23 protein-coding genes and 1 pseudogene are annotated in these 22781 nt (G+C 68.1%); 12 read left to right on the forward strand and 12 right to left on the reverse strand.

Annotation, left to right across the window (positions count from 1 at the left end; translation table 11 throughout):
* Position 1 precedes the first annotated feature (1 nt).
* Entirely contained in the window at positions 2–985 is a 984-nt protein-coding gene (locus HMF7854_RS09835) for a methyltransferase (RefSeq protein WP_239016925.1), read from the forward strand.
* 115 nt (positions 986–1100) lie between these two features.
* On the forward strand, positions 1101–1832 hold the full coding sequence (gene mazG, locus HMF7854_RS09840) for a nucleoside triphosphate pyrophosphohydrolase (RefSeq protein ID WP_126718936.1): 732 nt from the start codon (positions 1101–1103) through the stop codon (positions 1830–1832).
* Between the two features lie 3 nt (positions 1833–1835).
* Here mazG and hflX read toward each other — a convergent pair whose 3' ends face one another.
* From hflX to dusB, 5 genes are all read right to left on the reverse strand, one after another.
* Positions 1836–3152 carry a GTPase HflX gene (gene hflX, locus HMF7854_RS09845; protein ID WP_126718937.1) on the reverse strand — a complete coding sequence of 439 codons (1317 nt, stop codon included), beginning with the start codon at positions 3150–3152 and terminating at the stop codon, positions 1836–1838.
* Complete coding sequence (gene hfq, locus HMF7854_RS09850; protein ID WP_126718938.1) at positions 3149–3625, reverse strand: RNA chaperone Hfq; 477 nt, start codon at positions 3623–3625, stop codon at positions 3149–3151. Before hfq ends, hflX begins: the two co-directional genes overlap by 4 nt.
* Before the next feature lie 8 nt (positions 3626–3633).
* On the reverse strand, positions 3634–5016 hold the full coding sequence (gene ntrX, locus HMF7854_RS09855; RefSeq protein ID WP_126718939.1) for a nitrogen assimilation response regulator NtrX: 1383 nt from the start codon (positions 5014–5016) through the stop codon (positions 3634–3636).
* A gap of 4 nt (positions 5017–5020) precedes the next feature.
* Positions 5021–7333, reverse strand: coding sequence for a sensor histidine kinase (locus HMF7854_RS09860; protein WP_185829237.1), 2313 nt, complete (start codon positions 7331–7333; stop codon positions 5021–5023).
* A 66-nt stretch (positions 7334–7399) separates the two neighbouring features.
* Complete coding sequence (gene dusB, locus HMF7854_RS09865) at positions 7400–8398, reverse strand: tRNA dihydrouridine synthase DusB (RefSeq protein ID WP_126718941.1); 999 nt, start codon at positions 8396–8398, stop codon at positions 7400–7402.
* A 53-nt stretch (positions 8399–8451) separates the two neighbouring features.
* Between dusB and HMF7854_RS09870 the strand changes: the two genes are divergently transcribed.
* Positions 8452–9594 carry a bifunctional 2-C-methyl-D-erythritol 4-phosphate cytidylyltransferase/2-C-methyl-D-erythritol 2,4-cyclodiphosphate synthase gene (locus HMF7854_RS09870; protein ID WP_126718942.1) on the forward strand — a complete coding sequence of 381 codons (1143 nt, stop codon included), beginning with the start codon at positions 8452–8454 and terminating at the stop codon, positions 9592–9594.
* Positions 9591–10094, forward strand: a complete 504-nt coding sequence (locus HMF7854_RS09875) for a CinA family protein (protein ID WP_126718943.1) — start codon at positions 9591–9593, stop codon at positions 10092–10094. Before HMF7854_RS09870 ends, HMF7854_RS09875 begins: the two co-directional genes overlap by 4 nt.
* Here the strand turns inward: HMF7854_RS09875 and HMF7854_RS09880 are convergent.
* Positions 10055–10516 carry a type II toxin-antitoxin system RatA family toxin gene (locus HMF7854_RS09880; protein WP_126718944.1) on the reverse strand — a complete coding sequence of 154 codons (462 nt, stop codon included), beginning with the start codon at positions 10514–10516 and terminating at the stop codon, positions 10055–10057. The two genes, HMF7854_RS09875 and HMF7854_RS09880, sit on opposite strands and share 40 nt — an antisense overlap.
* Positions 10516–11436: a lipoyl synthase gene (gene lipA, locus HMF7854_RS09885; RefSeq protein WP_126718945.1), complete on the reverse strand. Its 921-nt coding sequence runs from the start codon at positions 11434–11436 to the stop codon at positions 10516–10518. The genes HMF7854_RS09880 and lipA overlap by 1 nt, the downstream gene beginning before the upstream one ends.
* Positions 11437–11518: 82 nt before the next feature.
* Between lipA and HMF7854_RS09890 the strand changes: the two genes are divergently transcribed.
* From HMF7854_RS09890 to HMF7854_RS09900, 3 genes are read left to right on the forward strand one after another with little or no spacing between them, the layout of a single operon-like run.
* Positions 11519–12154, forward strand: coding sequence for a carbonic anhydrase (locus tag HMF7854_RS09890; RefSeq protein WP_126718946.1), 636 nt, complete (start codon positions 11519–11521; stop codon positions 12152–12154).
* A 9-nt stretch (positions 12155–12163) separates the two neighbouring features.
* Entirely contained in the window at positions 12164–12880 is a 717-nt protein-coding gene (locus HMF7854_RS09895) for an NYN domain-containing protein (RefSeq protein ID WP_126718947.1), read from the forward strand.
* A 59-nt stretch (positions 12881–12939) separates the two neighbouring features.
* Complete coding sequence (locus HMF7854_RS09900) at positions 12940–13467, forward strand: pyridoxamine 5'-phosphate oxidase family protein (RefSeq protein ID WP_126718948.1); 528 nt, start codon at positions 12940–12942, stop codon at positions 13465–13467.
* Positions 13468–13528: 61 nt separating this feature from the next.
* Here the strand turns inward: HMF7854_RS09900 and HMF7854_RS15785 are convergent, their stop codons facing one another.
* The 4 genes from HMF7854_RS15785 to proS are packed head-to-tail and all read right to left on the reverse strand — an operon-like array spanning position 13529 to position 17798.
* Entirely contained in the window at positions 13529–14524 is a 996-nt protein-coding gene (locus tag HMF7854_RS15785; RefSeq protein ID WP_185829238.1) for a lysozyme inhibitor LprI family protein, read from the reverse strand.
* A 37-nt stretch (positions 14525–14561) separates the two neighbouring features.
* The gene (locus tag HMF7854_RS09920; RefSeq protein ID WP_126718951.1) at positions 14562–15236 is read right to left on the reverse strand and encodes an ABC transporter ATP-binding protein; all 675 of its coding nucleotides are present in this window, start codon (positions 15234–15236) and stop codon (positions 14562–14564) included.
* Entirely contained in the window at positions 15229–16479 is a 1251-nt protein-coding gene (locus HMF7854_RS09925) for a lipoprotein-releasing ABC transporter permease subunit (RefSeq protein WP_126718952.1), read from the reverse strand. Before HMF7854_RS09925 ends, HMF7854_RS09920 begins: the two co-directional genes overlap by 8 nt.
* Positions 16476–17798 (reverse strand): proline--tRNA ligase, encoded by a 1323-nt coding sequence (gene proS / locus HMF7854_RS09930; RefSeq protein ID WP_126718953.1) that lies wholly within the window; start codon positions 17796–17798, stop codon positions 16476–16478. Before proS ends, HMF7854_RS09925 begins: the two co-directional genes overlap by 4 nt.
* A gap of 426 nt (positions 17799–18224) precedes the next feature.
* Between proS and HMF7854_RS09935 the strand changes: the two genes are divergently transcribed.
* From HMF7854_RS09935 to HMF7854_RS16265, 3 genes and pseudogenes are all read left to right on the forward strand, one after another.
* Positions 18225–18542 carry a hypothetical protein gene (locus HMF7854_RS09935; RefSeq protein WP_126718954.1) on the forward strand — a complete coding sequence of 106 codons (318 nt, stop codon included), beginning with the start codon at positions 18225–18227 and terminating at the stop codon, positions 18540–18542.
* Positions 18543–18572: 30 nt separating this feature from the next.
* Positions 18573–18707 carry a hypothetical protein gene (locus HMF7854_RS16170; protein ID WP_275402006.1) on the forward strand — a complete coding sequence of 45 codons (135 nt, stop codon included), beginning with the start codon at positions 18573–18575 and terminating at the stop codon, positions 18705–18707.
* A gap of 81 nt (positions 18708–18788) precedes the next feature.
* Positions 18789–18986 (forward strand): annotated as a pseudogene (locus HMF7854_RS16265) (phosphatase PAP2 family protein); the annotation flags it as partial.
* Between the two features lie 75 nt (positions 18987–19061).
* Here the strand turns inward: HMF7854_RS16265 and HMF7854_RS09945 are convergent.
* A complete protein-coding gene (locus HMF7854_RS09945) occupies positions 19062–20144 on the reverse strand; it encodes a Zn-dependent alcohol dehydrogenase (protein ID WP_126718956.1) in 1083 nt (360 codons plus the stop codon).
* 160 nt (positions 20145–20304) lie between these two features.
* Between HMF7854_RS09945 and HMF7854_RS09950 the strand changes: the two genes are divergently transcribed.
* Both HMF7854_RS09950 and HMF7854_RS09955 read left to right on the forward strand, forming a co-directional pair.
* A complete protein-coding gene (locus HMF7854_RS09950; RefSeq protein WP_126718957.1) occupies positions 20305–21570 on the forward strand; it encodes an acyl-CoA dehydrogenase family protein in 1266 nt (421 codons plus the stop codon).
* Positions 21571–21583: 13 nt separating this feature from the next.
* A complete protein-coding gene (locus tag HMF7854_RS09955; protein ID WP_126718958.1) occupies positions 21584–22780 on the forward strand; it encodes an acyl-CoA dehydrogenase family protein in 1197 nt (398 codons plus the stop codon).
* Position 22781 lies beyond the last annotated feature (1 nt).

Consider the following 22781-nt stretch of genomic DNA (forward strand, 5'->3'; position numbering starts at 1 on the left):
CATGGCAGCAAACGCTCGGAACCCGCTGACGGCCAAGGCGCTTTGCATCAAGATGTCGACCCAGCCGGATCTGCCGCCGCCCGACGACGAGGTCCGCCGGGAAGGGGCGCTGGCCCTGCTCCGGCATCTGCGCGCCAGCGACTACCGCTTCACCGCCGTCACGCCCGCGACCCACGCCCGGGTTCTCGCACGACCCGCGCCCGCAAGGCCGTCGCTGCGGGACATCTTCGGCTGGAACAGGTCGTTCGCGCCGGACGATCTTCCACCAGGGTTGCTGGCGACGCTCCGTAACGCCGAACTCGTCGAGCAGACGGTTGACGGGCTGCGCAGCCGATTGCGGGTCGCGACGCTGGAGAATCTTTCTTTCGTCCACTCGGCTTACCCGACGACCGCGCCCGATTCCGTCTTCTTCGGGCCCGACACCTATCGCTTCATCCGCTTCGTCGAGCAGCATGCCCCGGCGCTGCGCCCTCGACGAATCCTCGACATGGGGACCGGCTGCGGCGCTGGCGGGATCGTGGCGGCGCGGCTGTTTCCGGACAGCGACACCGTGTTGGCGGACGTCAACGAGGGCGCGCTGCAGCTTGCCTCGGTGAACGCCGAAGCCGCCGGCGTCTCGGTAGGGATGGCAAGCACGGATCGGGTGCTTTCCGGTTTCGACCTCATCATCGCCAATCCGCCGTACATCGCGGACAGTGGCGCGCGGACCTACCGAAACGGCGGTGGGCTGATCGGCGGTGCGCTGTCGCTCGACTGGGCCAGGCATGCACTCAATGCGTTGACGCCGGGCGGCACGCTGCTGCTCTATACCGGCGCAGCCTTCGTCGGCGGCCGAGCGCCTTTGCTTGATGCGCTCGCGCCGCTCGGTCGAAACCTGACGGTCGACGAACTAGATCCCGACGTGTTCGGCGAGCAGCTGGACGAAGAAAGCTATGAAAGTGTCGAGCGCATCGCAGCTGTAGGTATCGTGCTCAGACGCCTCTGACATCCCGACAACACGCCTTTCCTTTACATAATGTATATTATCATACTTGCCGATGAAAGCGTTGGCGCTCGCTTTGCGGCTGACATCCAAGCCCTGCTCCGGCAAAGCTCGCAGCATGACTCTCGACCGTCTCGTCACCATCATGAAGCGCCTGCGCGATCCCGTCCGGGGGTGCGAGTGGGACAGCGTGCAGACCTTCGCGACCATCGCTCCGTACACGATCGAGGAAGCCTATGAAGTTGCCGACGCGATCCAGCGCGACGACATGACGGCACTCGCCGACGAGCTCGGCGACCTGCAGCTCCAGGTGGTTTTCCATGCCGAGATGGCCGAAGAACTGGGGCTATTCACGCTCGACGACGTCGTGACCCGCATCAGCGACAAGCTCGAACGCCGCCATCCGCACATTTTCGGCGACGCCGAGAATGGCGGTCATCATCTGTGGGAGCAGATCAAGGCCGAAGAACGCGCCGCCGATCCCGACCAGAGTGCGCTCGCCGGGGTGGCGCTAGCTCTTCCGGCGCTCGAACGCGCCGCCAAGCTGCAGAAGCGCGCCGCCCGGGTCGGTTTCGACTGGCCCGATGCCAGCGGCCCGCGCGCCAAGATCGACGAGGAACTGGCCGAGCTGGAGGCCGAGACCAGCCACGAACGGCGAACGGATGAGCTGGGGGACCTGCTGTTCGCGGTCGTGAACCTCGCACGCCATCTGAAGGTCGATCCCGAAGAGGCGCTCCGGCAGGCCAATCGCAAGTTCGAGCAGCGCTTCCGTTCGATCGAGACCGCCCCCGACTTCGCCGATCTCAGCCTGGATGAGAAGGAAGCGCTGTGGCAGGCAGCCAAGCGCTGAGCATCACTCGGCGGCGAGCTTCTGCCCGGCCTGGAAGCGGGTCCAGTTCTCGGGGCTGAGCCGCACCCGCAACCGCATGACATGCTCGTCGACGTCGCTATCCAGCACCTCGCCGCGGGCATGAAGCCACGCGATCCGCTCGCCGTCGCTGACCGGAAGCTGGATCTCGTGGATCTCCGCCCCCTCGCGCAGCCGTTCGGCGATCCGCTCGCGCAGCGCATCGGTCCCCTCCCCGCCGAGCGCGGAAAGCGGCACGACATCGTCGCGCCGGGCGGCTTCGGCGAGCACCGCGGCGCGCTCGTCGCCGTCGAGCAGGTCGAGCTTGTTCCACGCCTCCAGCCTTGGCGGCGAGTCCGGCTCGTCGAGCCCCAGCGACGCCAGCACGTCCTCGACATCGCTCTTCTGCGCGTCCGTATCGGGATGCGAGATGTCGCGGACATGGACGATGAGGTCGGCCGAGGCGACCTCCTCCAGGGTTGCGCGGAACGCGGCGATCAGCTCGGTCGGGAGGTTGGAAACGAACCCGACTGTGTCGGACAGGATCGCCTTGTCGAACCCGGGCAAACGCACGTCGCGCATCGTCGGGTCGAGCGTCGCGAACAGCAGGTTCTCGGCGAAGACATGGGCCTGCGTCAGCCGGTTGAAGAGCGTCGACTTGCCGGCGTTGGTATAGCCTACCAGCGCGATCACCGGCCAAGGTGCGCGCTGGCGCCGGTCTCGATGGAGGCTGCGGGTGCGCTTCACCTGCTCCAGCTCGCGGCGGATCTTGGCCATGCGATCGCGGATCAGCCGGCGGTCGGCCTCGATCTGGGTTTCGCCCGGCCCGCCAAGGAAGCCGAAACCACCGCGCTGCCGTTCGAGGTGGGTCCAGCTGCGGACCAGCCGCCCCGCCTGGTAGTCGAGATGCGCCAGTTCGACCTGCAGCCGTCCCTCGGCGGTCGCCGCGCGCTCGCCGAAGATCTCGAGGATCAATCCGGTACGGTCGATGACCTTGGCCTTGGTGCCGTCTTCCAGGCTCTTCTGCTGCACCGGCGTGAGGCTGGCATCCACGACCAGCAGCCCGGCCTCCTCCGTCTCGACCTGCCCGGCGATCTCCTCCACCTGCCCCTTGCCGAACAGGGTCGCGGGGCGCGGCTGGCGGATGCGAAAGGCGCGGCGGCCGACCACGTTGATTCCGATCGCCTCGGCCAGTCCGGCGGCTTCGTCGAGCCGCGCGTCCTGGCTGCGCGCCGAGCCTTGCCCGTCACGGTCCGGCAGAACGAGGATCGCCCGCTCGCCCCGCCCGATCCCCGCGTCGGATTCGCGGTTGAAGACGCTCATTCTTCCTCGGCCGGCTCGCTCGGTCCGAGGTTCAGATGTCCCATCGGCTGAAGCGTCGAGATAGCATGCTTGTAGACCAGCTGGGTCTGGCGATGCCGCTCTAGGAGCAGCGAGAATTGGTCGAAACCGGCCACCTCGCCCTGCAGCATCACTCCGTTCACCAGGTAGAGCACCATCGGCTCCTGCTCGCGCCGGGCGGCGGTCAGGAAGATGTCCTGGAGCCCCTTCCCCTCGCCTTCGGGCGGCGGCAGCTCGAGGCCGTCGACGGGGGCCGCCGGCATGATGGTCGAGATCGCATGCTTGTAGACGAGCTGCGCCGTGCCTTCGCGGCGAAGGAGAAGCGAGAAGGTGTCGAACCAGGTGACGATCCCCTGGAGCTTGACCCCCTTGATCAGGAAAACGGTCGCCGGAATCTTCTGCCGGCGCATGCTGTTGAGGAAATGATCCTGAAGGTTGAAGGGTTTATTGCTCATCCTTCGAATTATTCCTCTCCGTTGCGGGTCTCGCCGAGCCCGAGCGCCTTGAGCTTCCGGTGGAGCGCCGAGCGCTCCATCCCGATGAACGAGGCCGTCCGCGAGATGTTGCCGGAAAAGCGGCGGATCTGAACGCGGAGATATTCACGCTCGAAGCTCTCGCGCGCCTCGCGGAGTGGCGAGCCCATGATCGACATGGTGGACGAATTGACCCCGGGCGTCCCTTGGGTCTCGATCACCTCGCCCGGCAGCATGTCGACCTCGATGCTGGTCAGCCGGTCGCCCGGGGCGAGAATCACGGTGCGCTCGATGATGTTGCGAAGCTGGCGGACGTTGCCCGGCCAGTCATGCGCCTGCAGCGCGGCCATGGCCTCGTCGCTGAACACCGGGCTCTTGATCCGCCGCTCGGACGCGTAGCGGGCGAGAAAGTGCCCGGCGATCTCGGGAATGTCTTCGCGCCGCTCGCGAAGCGGCGGAATCCGCACCGGGACGACGTTCAGGCGGTAATAGAGATCCTCGCGGAACTTGCCCGCCGCGATCAGCTCGCCGAGGTCGCGGGAAGTCGCCGAGAGCACCCGCACGTCGACCTTGACCGGTCGCTGCCCGCCGACCCGCGTATAGCTCTGGTCGGTCAGCACGCGAAGGATCTTGCCCTGGGTGGTGATCGGCATGTCGGCGATCTCGTCGAGGAACAGCGTGCCCCCGTGCGCCTGCTCGAGCAGGCCCGGACGGGCAACCCCGTCCTGCTCGCTGCCGAACAGCTCCTCCTCGACCCGCTCCGGCGCCATCATTGCCGCCGAGACGACGATGAAGGGCCCGCTCGCCCGGGTGCTCCAGTTGTGGATGGTCCGCGCGGCGATCTCCTTGCCCACGCCCGCGGGCCCGGTGATCATCACCCGGCTGCCGGTCGGCGCGACCCGCTTCAGCGTGGCGCGTACCGTGTTGATCGCGACCGAGCTGCCGTCGAGCTGCTCGTCCGCCCCGGCGCTCCGGCGCAGCGTCGCCACCTCGCGCTTCAGCCGGTCGGTCTCTGTCGCACGGTCGACCAGGTGGAGCAGCCGGTTCGCCTCGAACGGCTTCTCGATGAAGTCGACGGCGCCCTCGCGGATCGCGGCCACCGCGGTGTCGAGGTTGCCGTGGCCCGAGATCATGATCACCGGCAAAGTCGGATCCCGCCGCTTGACCTGCTCGAGCAGTTGCAGCCCGTCGAGCCGCGAGCCCTGCAGCCATACGTCGAGCAGCAGCAGGCTCGGGCGCCGGCTCTCGATCGCGTCGAGCGCCTCGGTCGAGTTGGCCGCGGTGCGCACGGCATAGCCTTCGTCTTCGAGGACGCCCGACACGAGTTCGCGAATGTCGGCCTCATCGTCGACCACCAGCACTTCCAACGCCATGGGTTTATCGCTCCTCGCTCTCGTCGGTCCGGCGCCGGGGCGTCGCGTCGCCGTCGGTTGCCGAACCATTGTCTTGCCTGTCGTCGGCGCCTTCGTCGGCCTGGGCCAGCGCCGCCAGACGCTGCCGGTCGAAGGCGATGCGGACGTGGGTGCCGCCGCCGCGCCGGTCGAGGAAGGCGATCTCGCCGCCATGTTCCTCGACGATCTTCTTGACGATCGCCAGCCCGAGCCCGGTGCCACGCACGCGGGTGGTCATGTAGGGCTCGGTCAGCCGTTCGCGGTCCTCGGGCAGCCCGACGCCCGTGTCGGTGACATCGATGACGATGTTTTCGTCGCTCTCGCGCAGCGCGAGCGCCACCCGGTCGCCTTCGAGGCTCTGGTCGCCCCGGCTGCGGCGGGCGTCGATCGCCTCCACCGCGTTTTTGACCACGTTGGTCAGCGCCTGGCCGAGCTGGCGCCGGTCGCACACCATCCGCAGCGCGCCGGTCGGCGGATCGAGGGTGAAGCTGATCCCGGGGTGCGCGACCTCGTGGAGGAACAGCGCGGTCCGCGCGATGTCGTGGAGGTTCTCCTCGCGGAACACCGGCTTGGGCATGCGCGCGAAATTGCTGAACTCGTCGACCATCCGCCGGAGGTCGCCGACCTGCCGGACGATCGTCTCGGTCAGCCGCTGGAAAGTGTCGGGATCGGTCTTGATCTCGCCGCCGTAGCGCCGCTGCAGCCGCTCCGCCGCGAGCTGGATCGGGGTCAGCGGGTTCTTGATCTCGTGCGCGATGCGCCGCGCGATGTCGGACCAGGCGGCGCGACGCTGGTCGCTGAGCTGGTCGGTGATGTCGTCGAAGGTCAGGACGAAACCGTCCTGGGTGCGCGAGCGCTTGACCGCAAGCGTTCGCTGCCCGCTCTCCGCCGCCGCGACCTGGACCTGCGCCTCGCGCTGCTCGGTACGGAGGAATTCGTCGAGCTCCTCCGACAACTCGGCCAGCGGCTGTCCCTCGGGCTCGCCCGAACCGCGGCGGAGCAGCTCTTCGGCCGAGCGATTGATCAGCGACACGCGGCGATCCCGGTCGATCGCGACCACCCCCGCGGTCACGCTCGACAGCACCGCCTCGATGAAGGCGCGGCGCAGGTCGAGCTGGGTGTTGGCGGACTTGAGGTCGCCGGTCTGCTCCTCCAGCCGCCCGGTCATCCGGTTGAACGCCGCGGCGAGCAGCCCGATCTCGTCGTCCGACTTGTCCTCGACCACCCGGGTCGAGAAGTCGCCTTCCTCGATCCGCCCGGCCGCGCCGACCAGCTGCCCGAGCGGCCGCACCAGCCGATCCGCGATGCTGAGCGCGAAGAAGATCGCCAGCCCGACGATCAGCAGCGATCCCAGCAGCAGCGCCGCGTTGAACTTCAGCTGGTTGTTGCGGGATCGGACGAGCAGCGTCCGATAGTCGGCGAGCACGTCGTTCGCCTGCCGCATCTGGCTGCGGAAGGCGGGATCGTAGATCTGCGCCGCGTAGAGGTAAGGCGCCGGCGAATAGTCGACCTTTATCAGCGCCCCGATCCGGTCCTTGGAACTCACCTCGACGAAGGTCCGGTTGGCCAGCTGCTTCACCATCGCGGCGTTCACGGCCTTGTCGAGCTGCCGCTCGTAGGGGCTGACGATGGCGAAGGTGCGGATCTGGCCGTCCTTGCCGATGTTGAACAGCATCGCCTCCGACAGGCCGCGCTGGTAGACCTGCGTCCGCGCGAAATAGTCGGCGAAGCGCGGGTCCTCGATCGGCAGCGCGTGGAGGAAGGCCGCCAGGTCGGTGCTCATCGCGAGCGTGTTCCCGGCGACGTCATTGACCTCGCGCTCGTAGGTCGAACGGGCAAGCTGGACCGTGTTCTCCAGCATTCCGCGGGCCTTGTTGGAGAACCAGAACTCGAGACCCGACTGGAGCAGCAGCGAGGCGAAGATGGCGACCAGCACGGTCGGCACCGCGGCGATGACCGAGAAGAGCGCGACCAGCCTGACGTGGAGCCGCCCGCTGCCGAGCCCGCTCCGCTCCGCCCGGCGAAGCGCGAGCCGGCGGGAGAAGAGAACCATCAGCGCGATGGCAGGGATGAGATTGACGACCAGCAGCAACGCCATCAGCGGCGGCGGGACCATCTTTCCCGGTGCCGACACGCCCCGCAGGAAGGCGTAGCTGGCCGCGAGCACGACCAGCAGAAGCAGGGCCGTCCCTGCCTCCAGCGCCGCGTAGAAGCGGCCGCCGGCGCGGTCCTGTTCAAGCCAGCGGGCGATGCGCCGCGGGCTGTTGGTCAGGGGAGAGGCAGCGGCCGGCGCATCCATCGACGCAGGCTTAGCACGCCCGCGTTGCATGAAAAACACAGTTGTGACGAACGATCGAAGAATTTGTCAGGCGGCGGCGCGGCTCAGGAAAGGCGCGTAGAATTCGCGCAGCATGGCGACGACCGTCACCGGATCGTCGACGAAATTGACCTTGTTCCGGAACTCGGCCGAACCCGGCAACCCCTTGGTGTACCAGCCGAGATGCTTGCGGGCGAGGTTCACGCCCGTCTGCCGCCCGTACAATGACTGCATGGCGTCATATTGCTCAAGCATGGTCGCCAGCTGCTCGTCGAGGCTGGGGTCGGGCCGCGTGCCGCCGCCGGACAGGTCGGCCATGACCTGACCCAGAAGCCACGGCCGCCCGTACGCCCCGCGCCCGATCATCACCCCGTCCGCGCCCGACTGCTCGAGCGCGGTCCGCGCCTCCTCCCGGGTGCAGATGTCGCCGTTGACGATCACCGGCAGGCTGACCGCCTGCTTGACCCGCCGGACGAACGCCCAGTCGGCGCTGCCCTTGTACATCTGGTTGCGGGTCCGCCCGTGGACCGTGATCATCCGCGCGCCGAGATCCTCCGCGATGCGCGCGAGCTCGGGCGCGTTCAGGCTGTCGTGGCACCAGCCCATCCGCATCTTCACGGTGACCGGGATCGACACCGCCTTGACCGTCGCCTTGATCAGGCTCGCGGCGAGCGGCAGGTCGCGCATCAGCGCGGACCCAGCATCGCCGTTCACCACCTTGCGGACCGGACAGCCCATGTTGATGTCGATGATCGCCGCGCCGCGCTGCTCGTTCAGCTTGGCGGCCTCGGCCATCTCGATAGGCGAGCAACCGGCGAGCTGGAGCGAGACTGGCTCCTCGCTCGGGTCCCACAGCGCCTTCTGCAGCGACTGGCGCGTCTCGCGGATCGCGGCCGCGCTCGCGATCATCTCGCTGACCGTCAGCCCCGCCCCGAACCGCTTGACGATCTTGCGGAACGGCAGGTCGGTGACGCCGGTCATCGGCGCCAGGATGACCGGCGCGTCGATGCGGACCGGGCCGATCGAGATGGGTTTGACGAGGCTCATGGGAAGGCGCGCCTTTACAGGAAGGGGGTGGAAGCGGCAAGGCGCGCTCGCCCATGACCGTCATCGCCCTCATCGTCGCCGCCGGCAGCGGCCAGCGCCTCGGCGGCGGCCTGCCCAAGCAGTATCGCTTGCTCGGCTCCCGGTCGCTCCTTCGCCGCGCGGTCGAGGCGCTGATAGGCCATCCGCGGATCGACGCCGTCCGGGTGGTGATCGGCCCCGGGCAGGACGCGCGGGCAGCCGAGGCGCTCGCCGGACTGGACGTGGGCGAGCCGATCGTCGGCGGCGCCGAGCGCGCCGAGAGCGTGGCCAACGGCCTGGCTGCCATCCCCGACGGGATCGTCCTCGTCCATGACGCCGCCCGCCCCTTCTGCCCGCCCTCGGTGGTCGACCGGCTGCTCGATGCCCTGCAGAGCCATGACGGCGCGGTGCCGGTGCTGCCGGTGGCGGACACGCTGGCGAAGGGCGACCGGGTGCTGACCGGCACCGTCGAGCGCGACCGCCTGTACCGGGTGCAGACCCCGCAGGCCTTCCACGTCGAGGACCTCCGGTTCGCGCTGGAGGAGGCGGGGAGCCGCCGGGCGACCGACGAAAGCTCGGTCCTGATCGCCGCCGGGCTGCGGGTCGCGACGGTCGAGGGCGATGAGAACCTGCACAAGCTGACCACTTCAAGCGACTGGGAACGCGCGGAAATGTTGATTGCGGCACAGATGGTCTCCCGCACCGGCATGGGCTTCGATGTCCACGCCTTCGAGGGTCCCGGCCCGATCATGCTTGGGGGGATCGAGGTGGCGCACGATCGGGGTCTCGCCGGACACAGCGACGCCGACGTCGTGCTCCACGCCATCACCGATGCGCTGCTCGGCGCGGCGTCGCTGGGCGACATCGGCCAGCACTTCCCGCCCAGCGATCCCCAGTGGAAGGGCGCCGCCTCCGCCCTGTTCCTCGACCATGCCGCCGGCCTGATCCGAAATCGCGGCGGGATCATCGACCATGTCGACTGCACCGTCATCTGCGAGGCTCCGAAGGTCGGCCCGCACCGGGACGCGATCCGCGCCCGGGTGGCGGACATCCTCGGCCTTTCGGGCGAAGCGGTGAGCATCAAGGCAACCACCACCGAGAAGCTGGGTTTCACCGGACGACGCGAAGGGATTGCCGCGCAGGCGGTGGCCACCATTCGCATGGAACAGGCGCGATGACCGACCTTCTCTCCCCTGAACTCGTCGACAAGGCCCGCCAGGTCATCGAGGCCAACCGCGCCGCCGGTCGTCGCATCGCGCTGGCCGAAAGCTGCACCGGCGGGCTCGTCTCGGCGGCGCTGACCGAGATCCCGGGTTCTTCCGACGTGTTCGAAGTCGGCTTCGTAACCTATTCGAACGAGGCGAAGAGTTCGGCACTGCGCATCAGCGAAGACATCATCTCGACATTTGGCGCGGTCAGCGTCGCGACTGCCTGGCAGATGGCCCGTGGCGCGCTCGAAAAGTCGGGCGCGGACGTGGCGGTGGCAATCACCGGGATCGCGGGACCGGGCGGCGGGTCGGCGACCAAGCCGGTCGGCACCGTCGTCTTCGCCCGCGCCGAGAAGGACGCCGACCCGGCCAAGATCGTCGCCGACAGTCACTTGTTCGACCCGTCGGAAGGCCGCGCCGGGATCCGCCGTCAGGCGGCGCTCTGCGCGCTCGACCTGTTGCTGCCGTAGAGTTCGGCGGCGCGGGTCTCGAACGCGCCCGTCATGCGCCGCAGCGCGCGGTCGAATACCTGCCCTGCCACCGCCTCGAACAACCGCGACTTGAAGGCGAAGTCGACCGAGAAGAAGACGTCCGTCCCGCCGTCCTCGGCCGGACTGAACTTCCACTCGTTATGCAAATATTTGAGCGGCCCCTCGATATAGTCGACGCAGATCCGCCCGGGCCGCTCCTTGTGGACCTTGCTGGTGAACCGCTCCTTGAACGCGCTGAACCCGACGACGAGGTCGGCGATCGTCTCGACCTCGCTCGACGAGCGGACCCGCACCGCGGTCACCCACGGCAGGAACTTGTCGTAATTCTTCACGTCCGCGACCAGCTCGAACAGCTGCTCGGGCGTGTAGGGCAGATGCTTGGTCTCGCTGTGGCGGGGCATCAGATCCCGGCGCGCGCGACCTGCGCCTGACGCGCCGCCTGCATCTTCCGGAAATCGTCCCCGGCATGGTAGCTCGACCGGGTCAGCGGCGAGGCGGCGACCAGCAGGAAACCCTTGGCCCGGGCGATCGAGGCATAGGCATCGAACGCCTTGGGCGTGACGAACTCCTCGACCTTGGCGTGGCGCGGGGTCGGCTGGAGATACTGGCCCATGGTCAGGAAATCGATCCCGGCCGAGCGCATGTCGTCCATCACCTGGTGGACCTCGAGCCGCTGCTCGCCGAGCCCGACCATCACGCCCGACTTGGTGAAGATGGTGGGATCGAGCCTCTTGACCTGCTCCAGCAGCCGCAGCGAAGCATAGTAGCGCGCGCCCGGGCGGATCGTCGGGTAGAGCCTCGGCACCGTCTCGAGGTTGTGATTGTAGACGTCCGGCCGCGCGGCGACGATCGCCTCGACCGCCGCCTCATGCTTGTTGCGGAAGTCGGGGGTGAGAATCTCGATGGTGGTCGACGGCGTGGTCCGGCGAAGCGCCTCGATGACCTTGACGAACTGGCTCGCGCCGCCGTCCGGCAAATCGTCGCGGTCGACGCTGGTGACGACGATATGCTCGAGCCCGAGCGCCGCCGCCGCGTCCGCCGTGTGCTGCGGCTCGAGCGGGTCGACGCTGCGCGGCATGCCCGTCTTGACGTTGCAGAAGGCGCACGCCCGTGTGCAGGTGTCGCCCAGGATCATCACCGTCGCGTGCTTCTTGGTCCAGCACTCGCCGATGTTCGGGCAGGCCGCCTCCTCGCACACGGTAGCGAGATTGAGGTCGCGCATCAGCTTGCGGGTCTCGGCATAGCCGTGGCTGGTCGGCGCCTTGACCCGGATCCAGTCGGGCTTGCGCTGGCGCGGGGGGATGGGGAGCGGGGCGTTCATCGTGGGGCGCAGATAGCGACTGCGCGAGCGGCTTGCCACCCCTCCCCACCCGCTTTACCCGCCCTCCGCGAGAGGAGAGACGATGAAGGGTTTCGGCAACCTGCTGGAAGGCTACCACCGCTTCCGCACCAACGACTATGCGCCGCGCAAGGAGATGTGGCGCGACCTGGCGGACGGGCAGAGCCCGCGCGCCTGCATCATCGCCTGTTCCGACAGCCGCGCCGAGCCCGCGATCGTGTTCGACGTCGATCCGGGCGAGATCTTCGTCGTCCGCAACGTCGCCAACCTCGTTCCGCCGTTCGAGAAGAACGGCGGTCGTCACGGCGTTTCCGCTGCGCTGGAGTTCGCGGTCACCCAGCTCGAGGTGCCCGAGATCGTCGTCATGGGCCACGAGCGCTGCGGCGGCATCAGCGCCGCGCTGACCGGCATCTTCCACGGCAAGCCAGCCGGCGAGGGCGGGTTCGTCGACCGCTGGATGGAGCAGGTCGATGCCCGCGCCCAGGCCATCGCGGCCGAGCATGGCACCGGCGAGGACGCCGCTCGCCTGCTCGAGGAGGACGGCATCCGCCAGAGCCTCGCCAACCTGCGCAGCTTTCCCTTCGTCAAGGAGCGCGAGGACGCGGGGAAGCTCATCCTGCTCGGCTGCCACTTCTCGATCGGCGAGGGCTGCCTCTACCTGCTCGACGAGCAGAGTGACCGCTTCGAGCCGGTAAGGTAAGGCAATCTCATGCCCGAGCGTCTCGACGAACCCAATATCGCCCTGCTGATCGACGCCGACAACGCGTCCCCGGACCATCTCGACGAGGTGCTGCTGGTGCTGGGCGAACTGGGCACGATCAACATCCGCCGCGCCTACGGCAACTGGCAGAAGGCCGCGCTCAAGGGCTGGGGCGGGCTGACCAACAGCCATTCGATCATCCCGGTCCAGCAGTTCGACGTCGTGAAAGGCAAGTCCGCGACCGACATGCGGATGACGATCGACGCGATGGACCTCCTCTTTCGCGGCCATGTCGACGGGTTCGGGATCATGTCGAGCGACAGCGACTTCCTCCCGCTTGCCCAGCGGCTGCGCGAGGACGGGCTGCAGGTCTACGGCTTCGGCACCGCCAAGACCCCGATCAGCTTCCAGAACAGCTGCACCCGCTTTTTCGACGTCGCCGCGCTGGACGGCGCCAAGCAGAGCGACGAGAGCGCCCCTGCTCCCGCCGCGCGCCCCGTGGACGAGGAGCTGATCTCGACCCTCGGCGCCGCCTACAAAGCCTCCAAGCGCGATGACGAGGGATTCGCCTCGCTGTCGGAGATGGGACAGCGCGCCAAGGCGGTCTCCAGCTTCGCCGCGCGCAACTATGGTTTCACCCGCCTCAGCGAAATGGTCCGGGCGCTTCCCAATTTCGAGGTGAAGAGCGGTCCCGACGGAACGCTGCTGGTTCGCCGCCTCCGCTAGGGGAACCCGCCTGTGCCCTGCCCGTTCGACGTCGAAACCGACGCGAAGGAGCAGTCAGAATGGCCGAAGACCCCAACCGGGATCAGGAAATCCGCGAGAAGTTCTGGAAGGAACTGGATTCCTCTCCCTTCATGATGCTCGGCCTCGAAGGGGTCGAGGACGATCGCACGCGGCCGATGACCGCGCAGGTCGACCAGTCCGACGATGCCGCCACCAAGGACGGCGGGACCATCTACTTCTTCGGTTCGAAGAGCGACGGTGTTGGCCGTGACCTGACCGGCTCGCACCGGGCGGTCGCCACCTACACGGCCAAGGGCCACGACCTGTTCGCGCACATTCACGGACGGCTGGTGCCGGTCCAGGACCGCGCGATCGTCGAAAAGCTGTGGAACCCGATGATCGCCGCCTGGTACAAGGACGGCAAGGATGATCCCGATCTCCAGCTGATGCGGTTCGACACCGAGAAGGCGCAGATCTGGGAAGCGCACACCGGCACCTCGCTGGTTGCCGCCGCCCTCCGCTTCGTCGGCCGCGGCGATCCGGGCAAGGAGCTCAGCAAGCAGACGGTGACCGAAGTCGCCCTCTAGTCCCTTGGTGATCTGACGCGAGGCGGCGGTACCCGGTGGTGCCGCCGCCTTTTGCTTGTCCTCAGCGCGGCGGGGTCCAATCGCCGTTCATGATGTCGCGGATCTCGCTGATGCGGTCGCGGTAGGCGCCAGCGATGCACGCCGCGCTGCCGCAATTATCGCGGAAGGCGTAGAAGCGCCGGGCGGTCTGGCGGAGGATGTAGCGCTGGCTGTCGTCGGCATCGGCGACGGCGCTGCCGTAGACCGACGCCATCTGCCGGTCGAGCGCCGCGAGCCCATCGTCGCGGCACACCGCCTGCTCGCCCTGGGTACGCGCCGAGGCGCACGGATAGCTCGGGTTGCTGGTCCGGGGACGGGTGGCGGCCGGGGCCGGAACGGGCCTGGCCGGGGGTGCCGCGACCGGCGGCCGGGCCGGAGCGCTCGGTGCGACCGGCGCAGTCGGCGTCACCGGCTGGCTCGGCGCGACCGGCTGCCCGAGCGGCGATGCCGGCGGCGCCTGCGGGAGCGTGTTGGCGGGCGCCCCGGCGGCTCGGGCCAGCGTTGCGAGGGGCACGGTGATCGCGTCCGCGTTCTGGACCATCAGCACGTCACCGGTCTGGTCGGCCGCGGCCTGAAGCGAATATTGGATGGCGGCGGCCAGGCTGGTCCGGCCGCCCGCGACCTGCAGTCCGGGCGGGAGCTCGAGCGTCGCCTGGCCGGCGCAGCGGACCAGCCCCAGTCCCTGGTCCTCGCTCTCGAGCACCGGATTGTCGACCCGCAGCACCGCGACGTCGGCGAGGCGAGCGAAGGTGTCTCCGTCGCTTCCGCGGGTACGCGCCGCCTGGTCGAACAGCTGGCGCTTGATCTTGTCGTAGTTGGCCTGGCCGGCGCAGCGGCGGGCCGGGTTGTCGGCCTTGACCGGCTCCTGCGTGTTGCTCGCGTCCGCGACCTGGTTGTCGTTCAGCCGGTCGGGGTTGCCGGCGCCTCCGCCGGTCATCCGCACGGCGAACAGGCCGACGAGGATCAGCAGGAAGACGGCGCCGGCGACGAGGGCGATGGTTCGGGTGCGGTCGGTCATCAGCCTTGCTGAACGCGCCGCGCCCGGTTCCGCCGCATCAGGCGAGTACGCCCTCGTGCAGCCGCACCACCCGGTCCATCCGGCTGGCGAGCCGCTCGTTGTGGGTGGCGACCAGTGCCGCGCTGCCTTCGCCGCGAACCAGCGACAGGAACTCCGCCAGCACCACGTCGGCCGTCGCCTCGTCGAGATTGCCAGTCGGCTCGTCGGCGAGCACCAGCGGCGGCCGGTTGGCGAGCGCGCGCGCCACTGCCACCCGCTGCTGCTCGCCGCCCGACAGCTTGGACGGGCGATGGTCGAGCCGCTTGCCGAGCCCCAGCGCGGTCAGCAGCGATTCTGCCCGCTCGCGCGCCGCCTCCGGTTCCGCACCGTGGATCAGCTGCGGAAGCACGACATTCTCGACCGCGTTGAAGTCGGGCAGCAGGTGGTGGAACTGGTAGACGAATCCCAGCGCGTCGCGGCGCAGTTCGGTCCGCCCGTCATTGTCGAGGTTGGCCGCCTCGCGCCCGGCGATCCGGATCGAGCCCTCGAATCCGCCTTCGAGCAGCCCGACCGCCTGGAGCAGCGTCGACTTGCCCGACCCGGAGGGGCCGAGCAGCGCGACGATCTCGCCCGCCCCGACCGCAAGGTCGACCCCGCGTAGCACCTCGATGGTGACGTCGCCCTGGGTGAAGCGCCGGCGCAGGTCGCGGGTCTGGAGGACCGCCTCACTCATAGCGGAGCACCTGCACCGGGTCGGTGCTCGCGGCCTTGAAAGCGGGATAGAGGGTGGCGAGGAAGCTCAGCACCAGCGCGGTGACGATGATCACCGTCACCTCGATGGGATCAGTCTTGCTCGGCAGGTCGGTGAGGATCCGCACGGTCGGGTCCCACAAATTCTGCCCGGTAAGCGCCTGGATGGCGTCGACGACGCCCTGGCGGAAGAAGAGGAATACCGCGCCCAGGATGATGCCGAGGGCGATGCCGAGCACGCCGATGGTCACCCCGACGGTCATGAAGATCCGGATCAGGCCGCGCCGGCTCGCGCCCATGGTGCGCAAAATGGCGATGTCGCGGGTCTTCGCGCGCACCAGCATGATCAGCGAGGAGAGGATGTTGAACACCGCCACCAGCACGATCAGCGAGAGCACCACGAACATGGCGATGCGCTCCACCTCCAGCGCCTGGAACAGCGCCGAGTTCATCTGCCGCCAGTCGACGATCTGCCCATGCCCGCGAACCACGTCCTGCAGCGGAGCGAGAAACTGGTCGACCTTGTCGGGGTCGGTGGTCTGGATCTCCACCATGCCGACCTGGTCGCCCATCATCAGCAGGTTCTGCGCCTCCTCGAGCGGCATGACGACATAGCTGTTGTCATAGTCGTAGACGCCGACCTCGAAGGTCGCCCCGACGGTGTAGCTGACGATCCGCGGCACCGTGCCGATCGGGGTCGAACGGCCCTCGGGGCTGATCAGGCTGATCTGCGATCCGGGAAAGGCGCCGATCGCCTCCGCCAGCCGCGAGCCGATCGCCACCGTGTTGCTGCCCGGCCTGAGGTTGGCCAGGCTGCCCGACTTGATGTGGCTGGCGATGGTCTTGTTGTGGACGATGTCCTCGAAGCGCATCGCATGGACCAGCACGCCCTCGACTCGCCCGTTGGCGCTCGCCATCAGCGGCTGGTCGATCAGCGGCAACGCCGAAGTCACGCCCGGCGACTTGCGCGCGGCGGCCGCGATCTGCTGCCAGTTGCTGAGCCGGCCCTCGTAGCCCTGCACCACCGCATGGCCGTTCAGGCCGACGATCTTGTCGAACAGCTCCGCCCGGAACCCGTTCATCACGCTCATGACGATGATCAGCGCGGCGACGCCCAGCGCCACCGCGGCGAGGCTGATCCCGGCGACGAGGAAGATGAACCCCTCCCCCTTGCCCGGGAGCAGGTAGCGCTTGGCGATGACCCGTTCGTAGCGGGAGAGGATCACGCGGTCAGCCGGTTGAGCACCGCCTCGGCACTCAGCTCCTCGCGCTCGCCGGTGCGGCGGTTCTTGAGCTCGACCACCCCGTTGGCGATCCCGCGCGGTCCGACGATCACCTGCCAGGGGAGGCCCAGCAGGTCCATCGAGCCGAGCTTCACCCCGCCCCGCTCGTCACGGTCGTCGTACAGCGTGTCGACGCCCACCGCGTTGAGCTTGGCGTAGAGGTCGTCGGCCGCCGCCGAGCTCGGGCCGTCGTCGGCGCGCATCGTCACCAGCCCGACCGTCCACGGCGCCACCGCCTCGGGCCAGACGATGCCGCTGTCGTCGTGGCTCGCCTCGATGATCGCGCCGACCAGCCGCGACACGCCGATCCCGTAGCTGCCCATCATCGGGGTGAGCGGGCGACCGTCCGGGCCAGAGACCTTGAGCCCCATCGCCTTCGAATATTTGTCGCCGAAGTAGAAGATGTGCCCGACCTCGATCCCGCGCCCGGTCCGCTGCTTCTCGGCCGGGACCTGCGACCAGCGCGCCGCGTCATGGGTCTCGTCGGTCGCCGCGTAGGTGCCGCTGACCTGCTCGAACAGCCGGGTGAGCCCCTCGGCATCGCCGTAGGCCACGTCCGCTTGATTCCAGTCGAACCCCTCGAACGCGGCGTCGTAGAAGACTTCGCTCTCGCCGGTCGGCGCCAGCACGATGAACTCGTGGCTGAGGTCGCCGCCGATCGGTCCCGAGGCCGCCTTCATCGGGACCGCGCGGATGCCGAGCCGCTGGAAGGTCCTGAGATAGGCCAGCAGCTGAGTGTAGTAGCTCTGCCGCGCGCCCGCCTCGTCGAGATCGAAGCTATAGGCGTCCTTCATCAGGAACTCGCGCCCGCGCATCACCCCGAACCGCGGCCGCACCTCGTCGCGGAACTTCCACTGGATATGGTAGAGCGTGCGCGGCAGATCGCGGTAGCTGGAGACATCGTCGCGGAACAGCGCGGTGATCATCTCCTCGTTGGTCGGCCCGAACAGCATCTCGCGCTCGTGCCGGTCGCGAATCCGCAGCATCTCGGGCCCGTAGGCATCGTAGCGCCCGCTCTCGCGCCACAGCTCGGCCGACTGCATCGTCGGCATCAGCAGCTCCTGCGCGCCCGCGCGGTCCTGCTCCTCGCGGACGATCTGCTCGATCTTCCTGAGCACCCGCCAGCCGACCGGCAGCCAGGCATAGATGCCGGCGGCCGTCTGCCGGACGAGGCCGGCGCGGAGCATCAGCTTGTGGCTGACGATCTGGGCGTCGGCGGGGCTTTCCTTGAGAACGGGCAAGAAGGCGGAGGACCAGCGCATGGCAGCGCGCTCTAGGGAAGCGAAGCTGAACTGGCAATGCGAGGAGGCCTGTGTCCCGCCCGCCACATGTTCACGGCAAATCGTGGCTGTACCGAGTTAGGGAGTGACAAGAAGCTGACATTGGGCCAGCTTCTCCAAGTCATCGGTATTCGGACGCAAGAGCCGAGGTCCGGGAGGACACTCCAAGGGGGCTGACGAGGCAATCGTCACGCAGGACGCCCGGGTTGCCCAGTGCAGCCCGGGCGTTTGCTTTATGCCGGATCAACCTTTTCTTAGCGCCATTTCGGATAACAGGGCGCGTGACGACCCCCGGCCTGCCCCTCGTCTCGCGCTGATCGCCGGAATTGGCAGGCACTGGCGATCGGCAAGCCCGACCGGGACGCCCCCTACGCCCTGCTCGCACTGGTTCTGACCTACGGCTCGGCCATGATGCTGCTCAGCGACGTGCGCATGCCGGCGTTGCTCGGCGTCGTCGATGTGTTCGGCGTGGTCGCCAGCAACACCGCCGTGCTCATCCTGTGCGCCTTCACCGCGGCCGCGCTGTGGCGTCCGGCGCTGATCGGCGAGTGGAAGGACCGCCTCTTCTGGGTCTGGTGGGCGCTGGCTGTTCGGCCAGTCGACCTGGGTCTTCACCCATCGCTATTTCGGCAGCCTCGCCGCGACGCGCCTGCTCGACCAGGCCGATACGCTGTGGATGGTGCTGATGTTCGCCTATCCGCTGTCGACCTCCCTTCTCTTTCATGACCGGGTGACCCGCTTCCGGCTGATGGCGAGTTGGCTGCTCGGCTGGATCCTCATCGGCAGCCTCCCGCCTGGTTCTTCGCCTCCGCCGGGCCCTGCTTCTACAACCAGTTCGTCGGCCACGATCCGAGCTATGCCGAGCTCGCCCGACACCTCGCCGCGCTCTAGCAGGCAGCCGGGGCACAGGGCTATGAGCTGCGGGCGCTCGACTATCAGCCCGCCCTGCTCCACTTCTACCACTCGCGCGAGCTGGTTCCCGCAGCGGGCACCTCGGGCATGCCCCCCATGCACGTCGCCTTCGCCACCCCGCTGGCGATCGCCGGATGGCGGCTGAATCGCGTCTCCGGCCTGCTGCTCACCGGCTATGCGCTGGTGATCTGGATCGGCTCGATCCACTTCGGCTGGCACTATTGCGTCGATGGCCTCGTCGCGGCGACCCTGATGCTCGGCATCTGGTCGCTGAGCAGGCTCCTCGCCCGGCCCTTCTATGGCATTGGCGAACAGGACGACTCGGCGGCGCGTTCAGTCGAACAGGATGACCGAGCGGGCGATCTGCCCAGTCTTCATCTCCTCGAACGCCTCGTCGATGTCGCCAAGCCCGACGCGACGCGAGATCATCTCGTCCAGCCGGAGCTTGCCCGACTGGTAGAACGACACCAGGCGCGGGACGTCGACCGGGAAATGGTTTGATCCCATCAGCGAGCCCTGCAGCTTCTTCTCGGCGAGGAACTGCCAGCCGTCGATCGACAGCTTCTGCCCGACCGGGATCATCCCCACGATCGTCGCCGTCCCGCCGCGGCGGAGCATCGCAAAGGCGTCCTGCGCGGTCGTCGCCAGCCCGATCGCCTCGATCGCGTGGTGGACCCCGCCGCGCGTGAGCTCGACGACCGTCGCTACCGAATCGCCGTCCGACGCTTCGATGAAGTCGGTCGCCCCGAACGCCCGGGCGAGCGATTCCTTGCCGGCGACCCGGTCGACCGCGATGATCCGTCCGGCCCCGGCGATGGCCGCGCCGTTGATCGCCGCCAGCCCGACCCCGCCGCAGCCGATCACCGCGACCGTCTCGCCCGGACGCACCTTCGCGGTGTGCGACACCACGCCGTAGCCGGTCAGCACCGCGCAACCGATGATGGCGGCGCGGTCGAACGGCATGTCGCGGTCGATCGCCACGCAGGCATGTTCGTGAACCAGCATCTGCTCGGCGAAGGCGGAGAGATTGAGGAACTGGTTCATCGGCCGGTCTGCGTCGCCGAGCCGCGCCGGCTGGTCGGCGGGGCGCTGCAGCTCGGGTTCGACGCACAGGCTCATGTGCCCGGTCAGGCAATGCTCGCAATGGCCGCAGAAGGCCGACAGGCAGGTCACCACATGGTCGCCGGGCCGCACCGTCCGCACCTCGCTGCCGACCGCCTCGACGATCCCGGCGCTCTCGTGCCCGAGGATGGTCGGCAGGCGGGTCGGGTAATGGCCCTCGCGGAAGTGGAGGTCGGAATGGCAGACCCCGCAGGCCGCGGTGCGGATCAGCACCTCGTGCGGCCCCGGCTTGCTGATCGGAACCTCCTGGATCTCCAGCGGAGCCCCGACCGCGGTCAGTACGGCAGCCTTCATCCTCTCACTCCCTCGAAACCATGGTTTGCTGCACTCTGCCCGAGTTCGCCCCCATCTCCAAGTCGGCAGTGCAGCGGGCGATTGGCAAAATCAGAAAACTGCGTATGGAGTTTGCAAGGCTGGCGACAAAGCCTGCAAGCTTGTCTGGAGGAGCGACTCGATGGACTTCGAACTCAGCGATCGGCAGCGTCACTTCCGCGACCGGGTGCGAAGCTTCATCGACACCCGCATCCGCCCGCGCCACTCCGACTATCTGCGCCAGTCGCACGAGGGCGACCGGTGGAAGGTCATCCCCGTGATCGAGGAGCTGAAGCCGGTCGCGCGCGCCGAGGGACTGTGGAATCTGTTTATGCCGCCGCGCGGCGCGCTCACCCATGTCGACGACAGCTTCGCCTTCGAGGGCGAGCAGCTGACCAACCTCGAATATGCGCTGTGCGCCGAGGAGATGGGGCGGATCGGCTGGGCGAGCGAGGTGTTCAACTGCTCCGCTCCCGACACCGGCAACATGGAGGTGCTGCTGCGCTACGGCACGCGCGAGCAGAAGGACGAGTGGCTCACCCCGCTGATGAACGGCGAGATCCGCTCCGCCTTCCTGATGACCGAGCCGGCGGTCGCCTCGTCCGATGCGACCAACATCGAATGCTCCATCATCCGCGACGGCGACGACTATGTGATCAACGGTCGCAAATGGTGGTCGTCGGGCGTCGGCGATCCGCGTTGCAAGCTGGCGATCGTCATGGGCAAGTCGGACCCGGAAGGCTCCCGTCACGGCAGCCAGTCGATGATCCTGATGCCGATGGACGCCCCAGGCGTGACGATCGAGCGGATGCTGTCGGTCTACGGCTACGACCATGCGCCGCACGGTCATGGCGAGGTGGTGCTCGACAACGTCCGGGTGCCCGCTTCCAACATGCTGCTCGGCGAGGGTCGCGGGTTCGAGATCGCGCAGGGACGCCTCGGGCCGGGCCGAATCCACCACTGCATGCGCACCATCGGCGTTGCCGAGAACGCGCTCGAGGCGATGGCCCGGCGCCTGACCAGCCGGGTCGCGTTCGGCAAGCGCATCTCCGACCATAGCGTGTGGGAGCAGCGGGTCGCCCGCGCTCGCATCGACATCGAGATGAGCCGGCTGCTTTGCCTCAAGGCGGCGGACGTGATGGACCGTGCCGGCAACAAGGCCGCCAAGCTGGAGATTGCGATGATCAAGGTCCAGGCGCCGACCATGGCGCTGCAGATCCTCGACGACGCGGTGCAGGCGCATGGCGGCGGCGGCGTGTCGGGCGACTTCCCGCTGGCGCACGACTGGGCCGCGGTGCGGACGCTCCGCTTCGCCGACGGTCCGGACGAGGTGCATGCGCGCGCCATCGCCCGTGAGGAGTTCGGCCGCTACGCCGATCTCAAGACCCGCCCGACCACGGCTCCCTGAGGACGACACCGCCATGGATCTCAGCTTCACCCCCGAGGAGGAGGCCTTCCGCGAGGAGGTCCGCCAGTTCCTCCGCGACCAGTTGCCGGCGCGGCTGTCGGACAAGGTCCGCAAGGGCCAGCACCTGACCAAGAGCGACATGGAGGAATGGCACGCCATCCTCAACGCGCGCGGCTGGCTCGCCAACCACTGGCCGGTCGAGTGGGGCGGTACCGGCTGGACGGTCATGCAGCGCTTCATCTTCGAGACCGAAACCGCGCTTGCCCATGCGCCGCGGGTGGTGCCGTTCGGCCTGTCGATGCTGGCCCCGGTGCTGATCCGGTTCGGCTCGGAGGAGCAGAAGCGCCACTGGCTCCCGCGGATCCTCGACGGCAGCGACTGGTGGTGCCAGGGTTATTCCGAACCCGGCGCCGGCTCCGACCTCGCGAGCCTCAAGACCAGCGCGGTCCGCGACGGCGACCACTACATCGTCAACGGCCAGAAAACCTGGACCACGCTCGGCCAGTTCGCCGACATGATCTTCTGCCTTGTCCGCACCTCGAACGAGGGCAAGAAGCAGGAGGGCATCAGCTTTCTCCTGATCGACATGAAGTCGCCCGGGATTGAGGTTCGTCCGATCAAGCTGCTCGACGGCGACCATGAGGTGAACGAGGTCTTCTTCACTGATGTGAAGGTGCCGGTCGAAAACCTCGTCGGGGAAGAGAACAAGGGCTGGACCTACGCCAAATATCTCCTGACCTACGAGCGGACCAACATCGCCGGTGTCGGCGCCTCGATGGCGGCGTTCGAGCGGCTGAAGCAGGTCGCTCGGAGCCAGCGCCGGAACGGCCGCCCGCTCGCCGACGACCCGCTGTTCGCCGCCCGCCTCGCCCGTCTCGAGATCGACCTCGAGAACATGAAGACGACCAACCTGCGGGTCCTCGCCGCCGCCGGGGCGGGGCATGCGCCCACGGCCGAAAGCTCGATGCTCAAGATCCGCGGGACCGAGATCCGCCAGCAGATCACCGACCTGATGCGCCGCGCCGCCGGACCCTATGCGCAGCCGTTCGTCGCGGAGGCGCTGGACGCCGGCTTCAACGGCGAGCCGGTCGGGCCCGAGTGGGCGGCGCCGGTGTCCGCGCAATATCTCAACAATCGCAAGCTCTCGATCTTCGGCGGGTCCAACGAGGTCCAGCGGGAGATCATCACCAAGTCGATCCTGGAGCTGTAAC

The sequence above is a fragment of the Sphingomonas ginkgonis genome, from assembly GCF_003970925.1.
Taxonomy (GTDB): Bacteria; Pseudomonadota; Alphaproteobacteria; order Sphingomonadales; family Sphingomonadaceae; genus Sphingomicrobium; species Sphingomicrobium ginkgonis.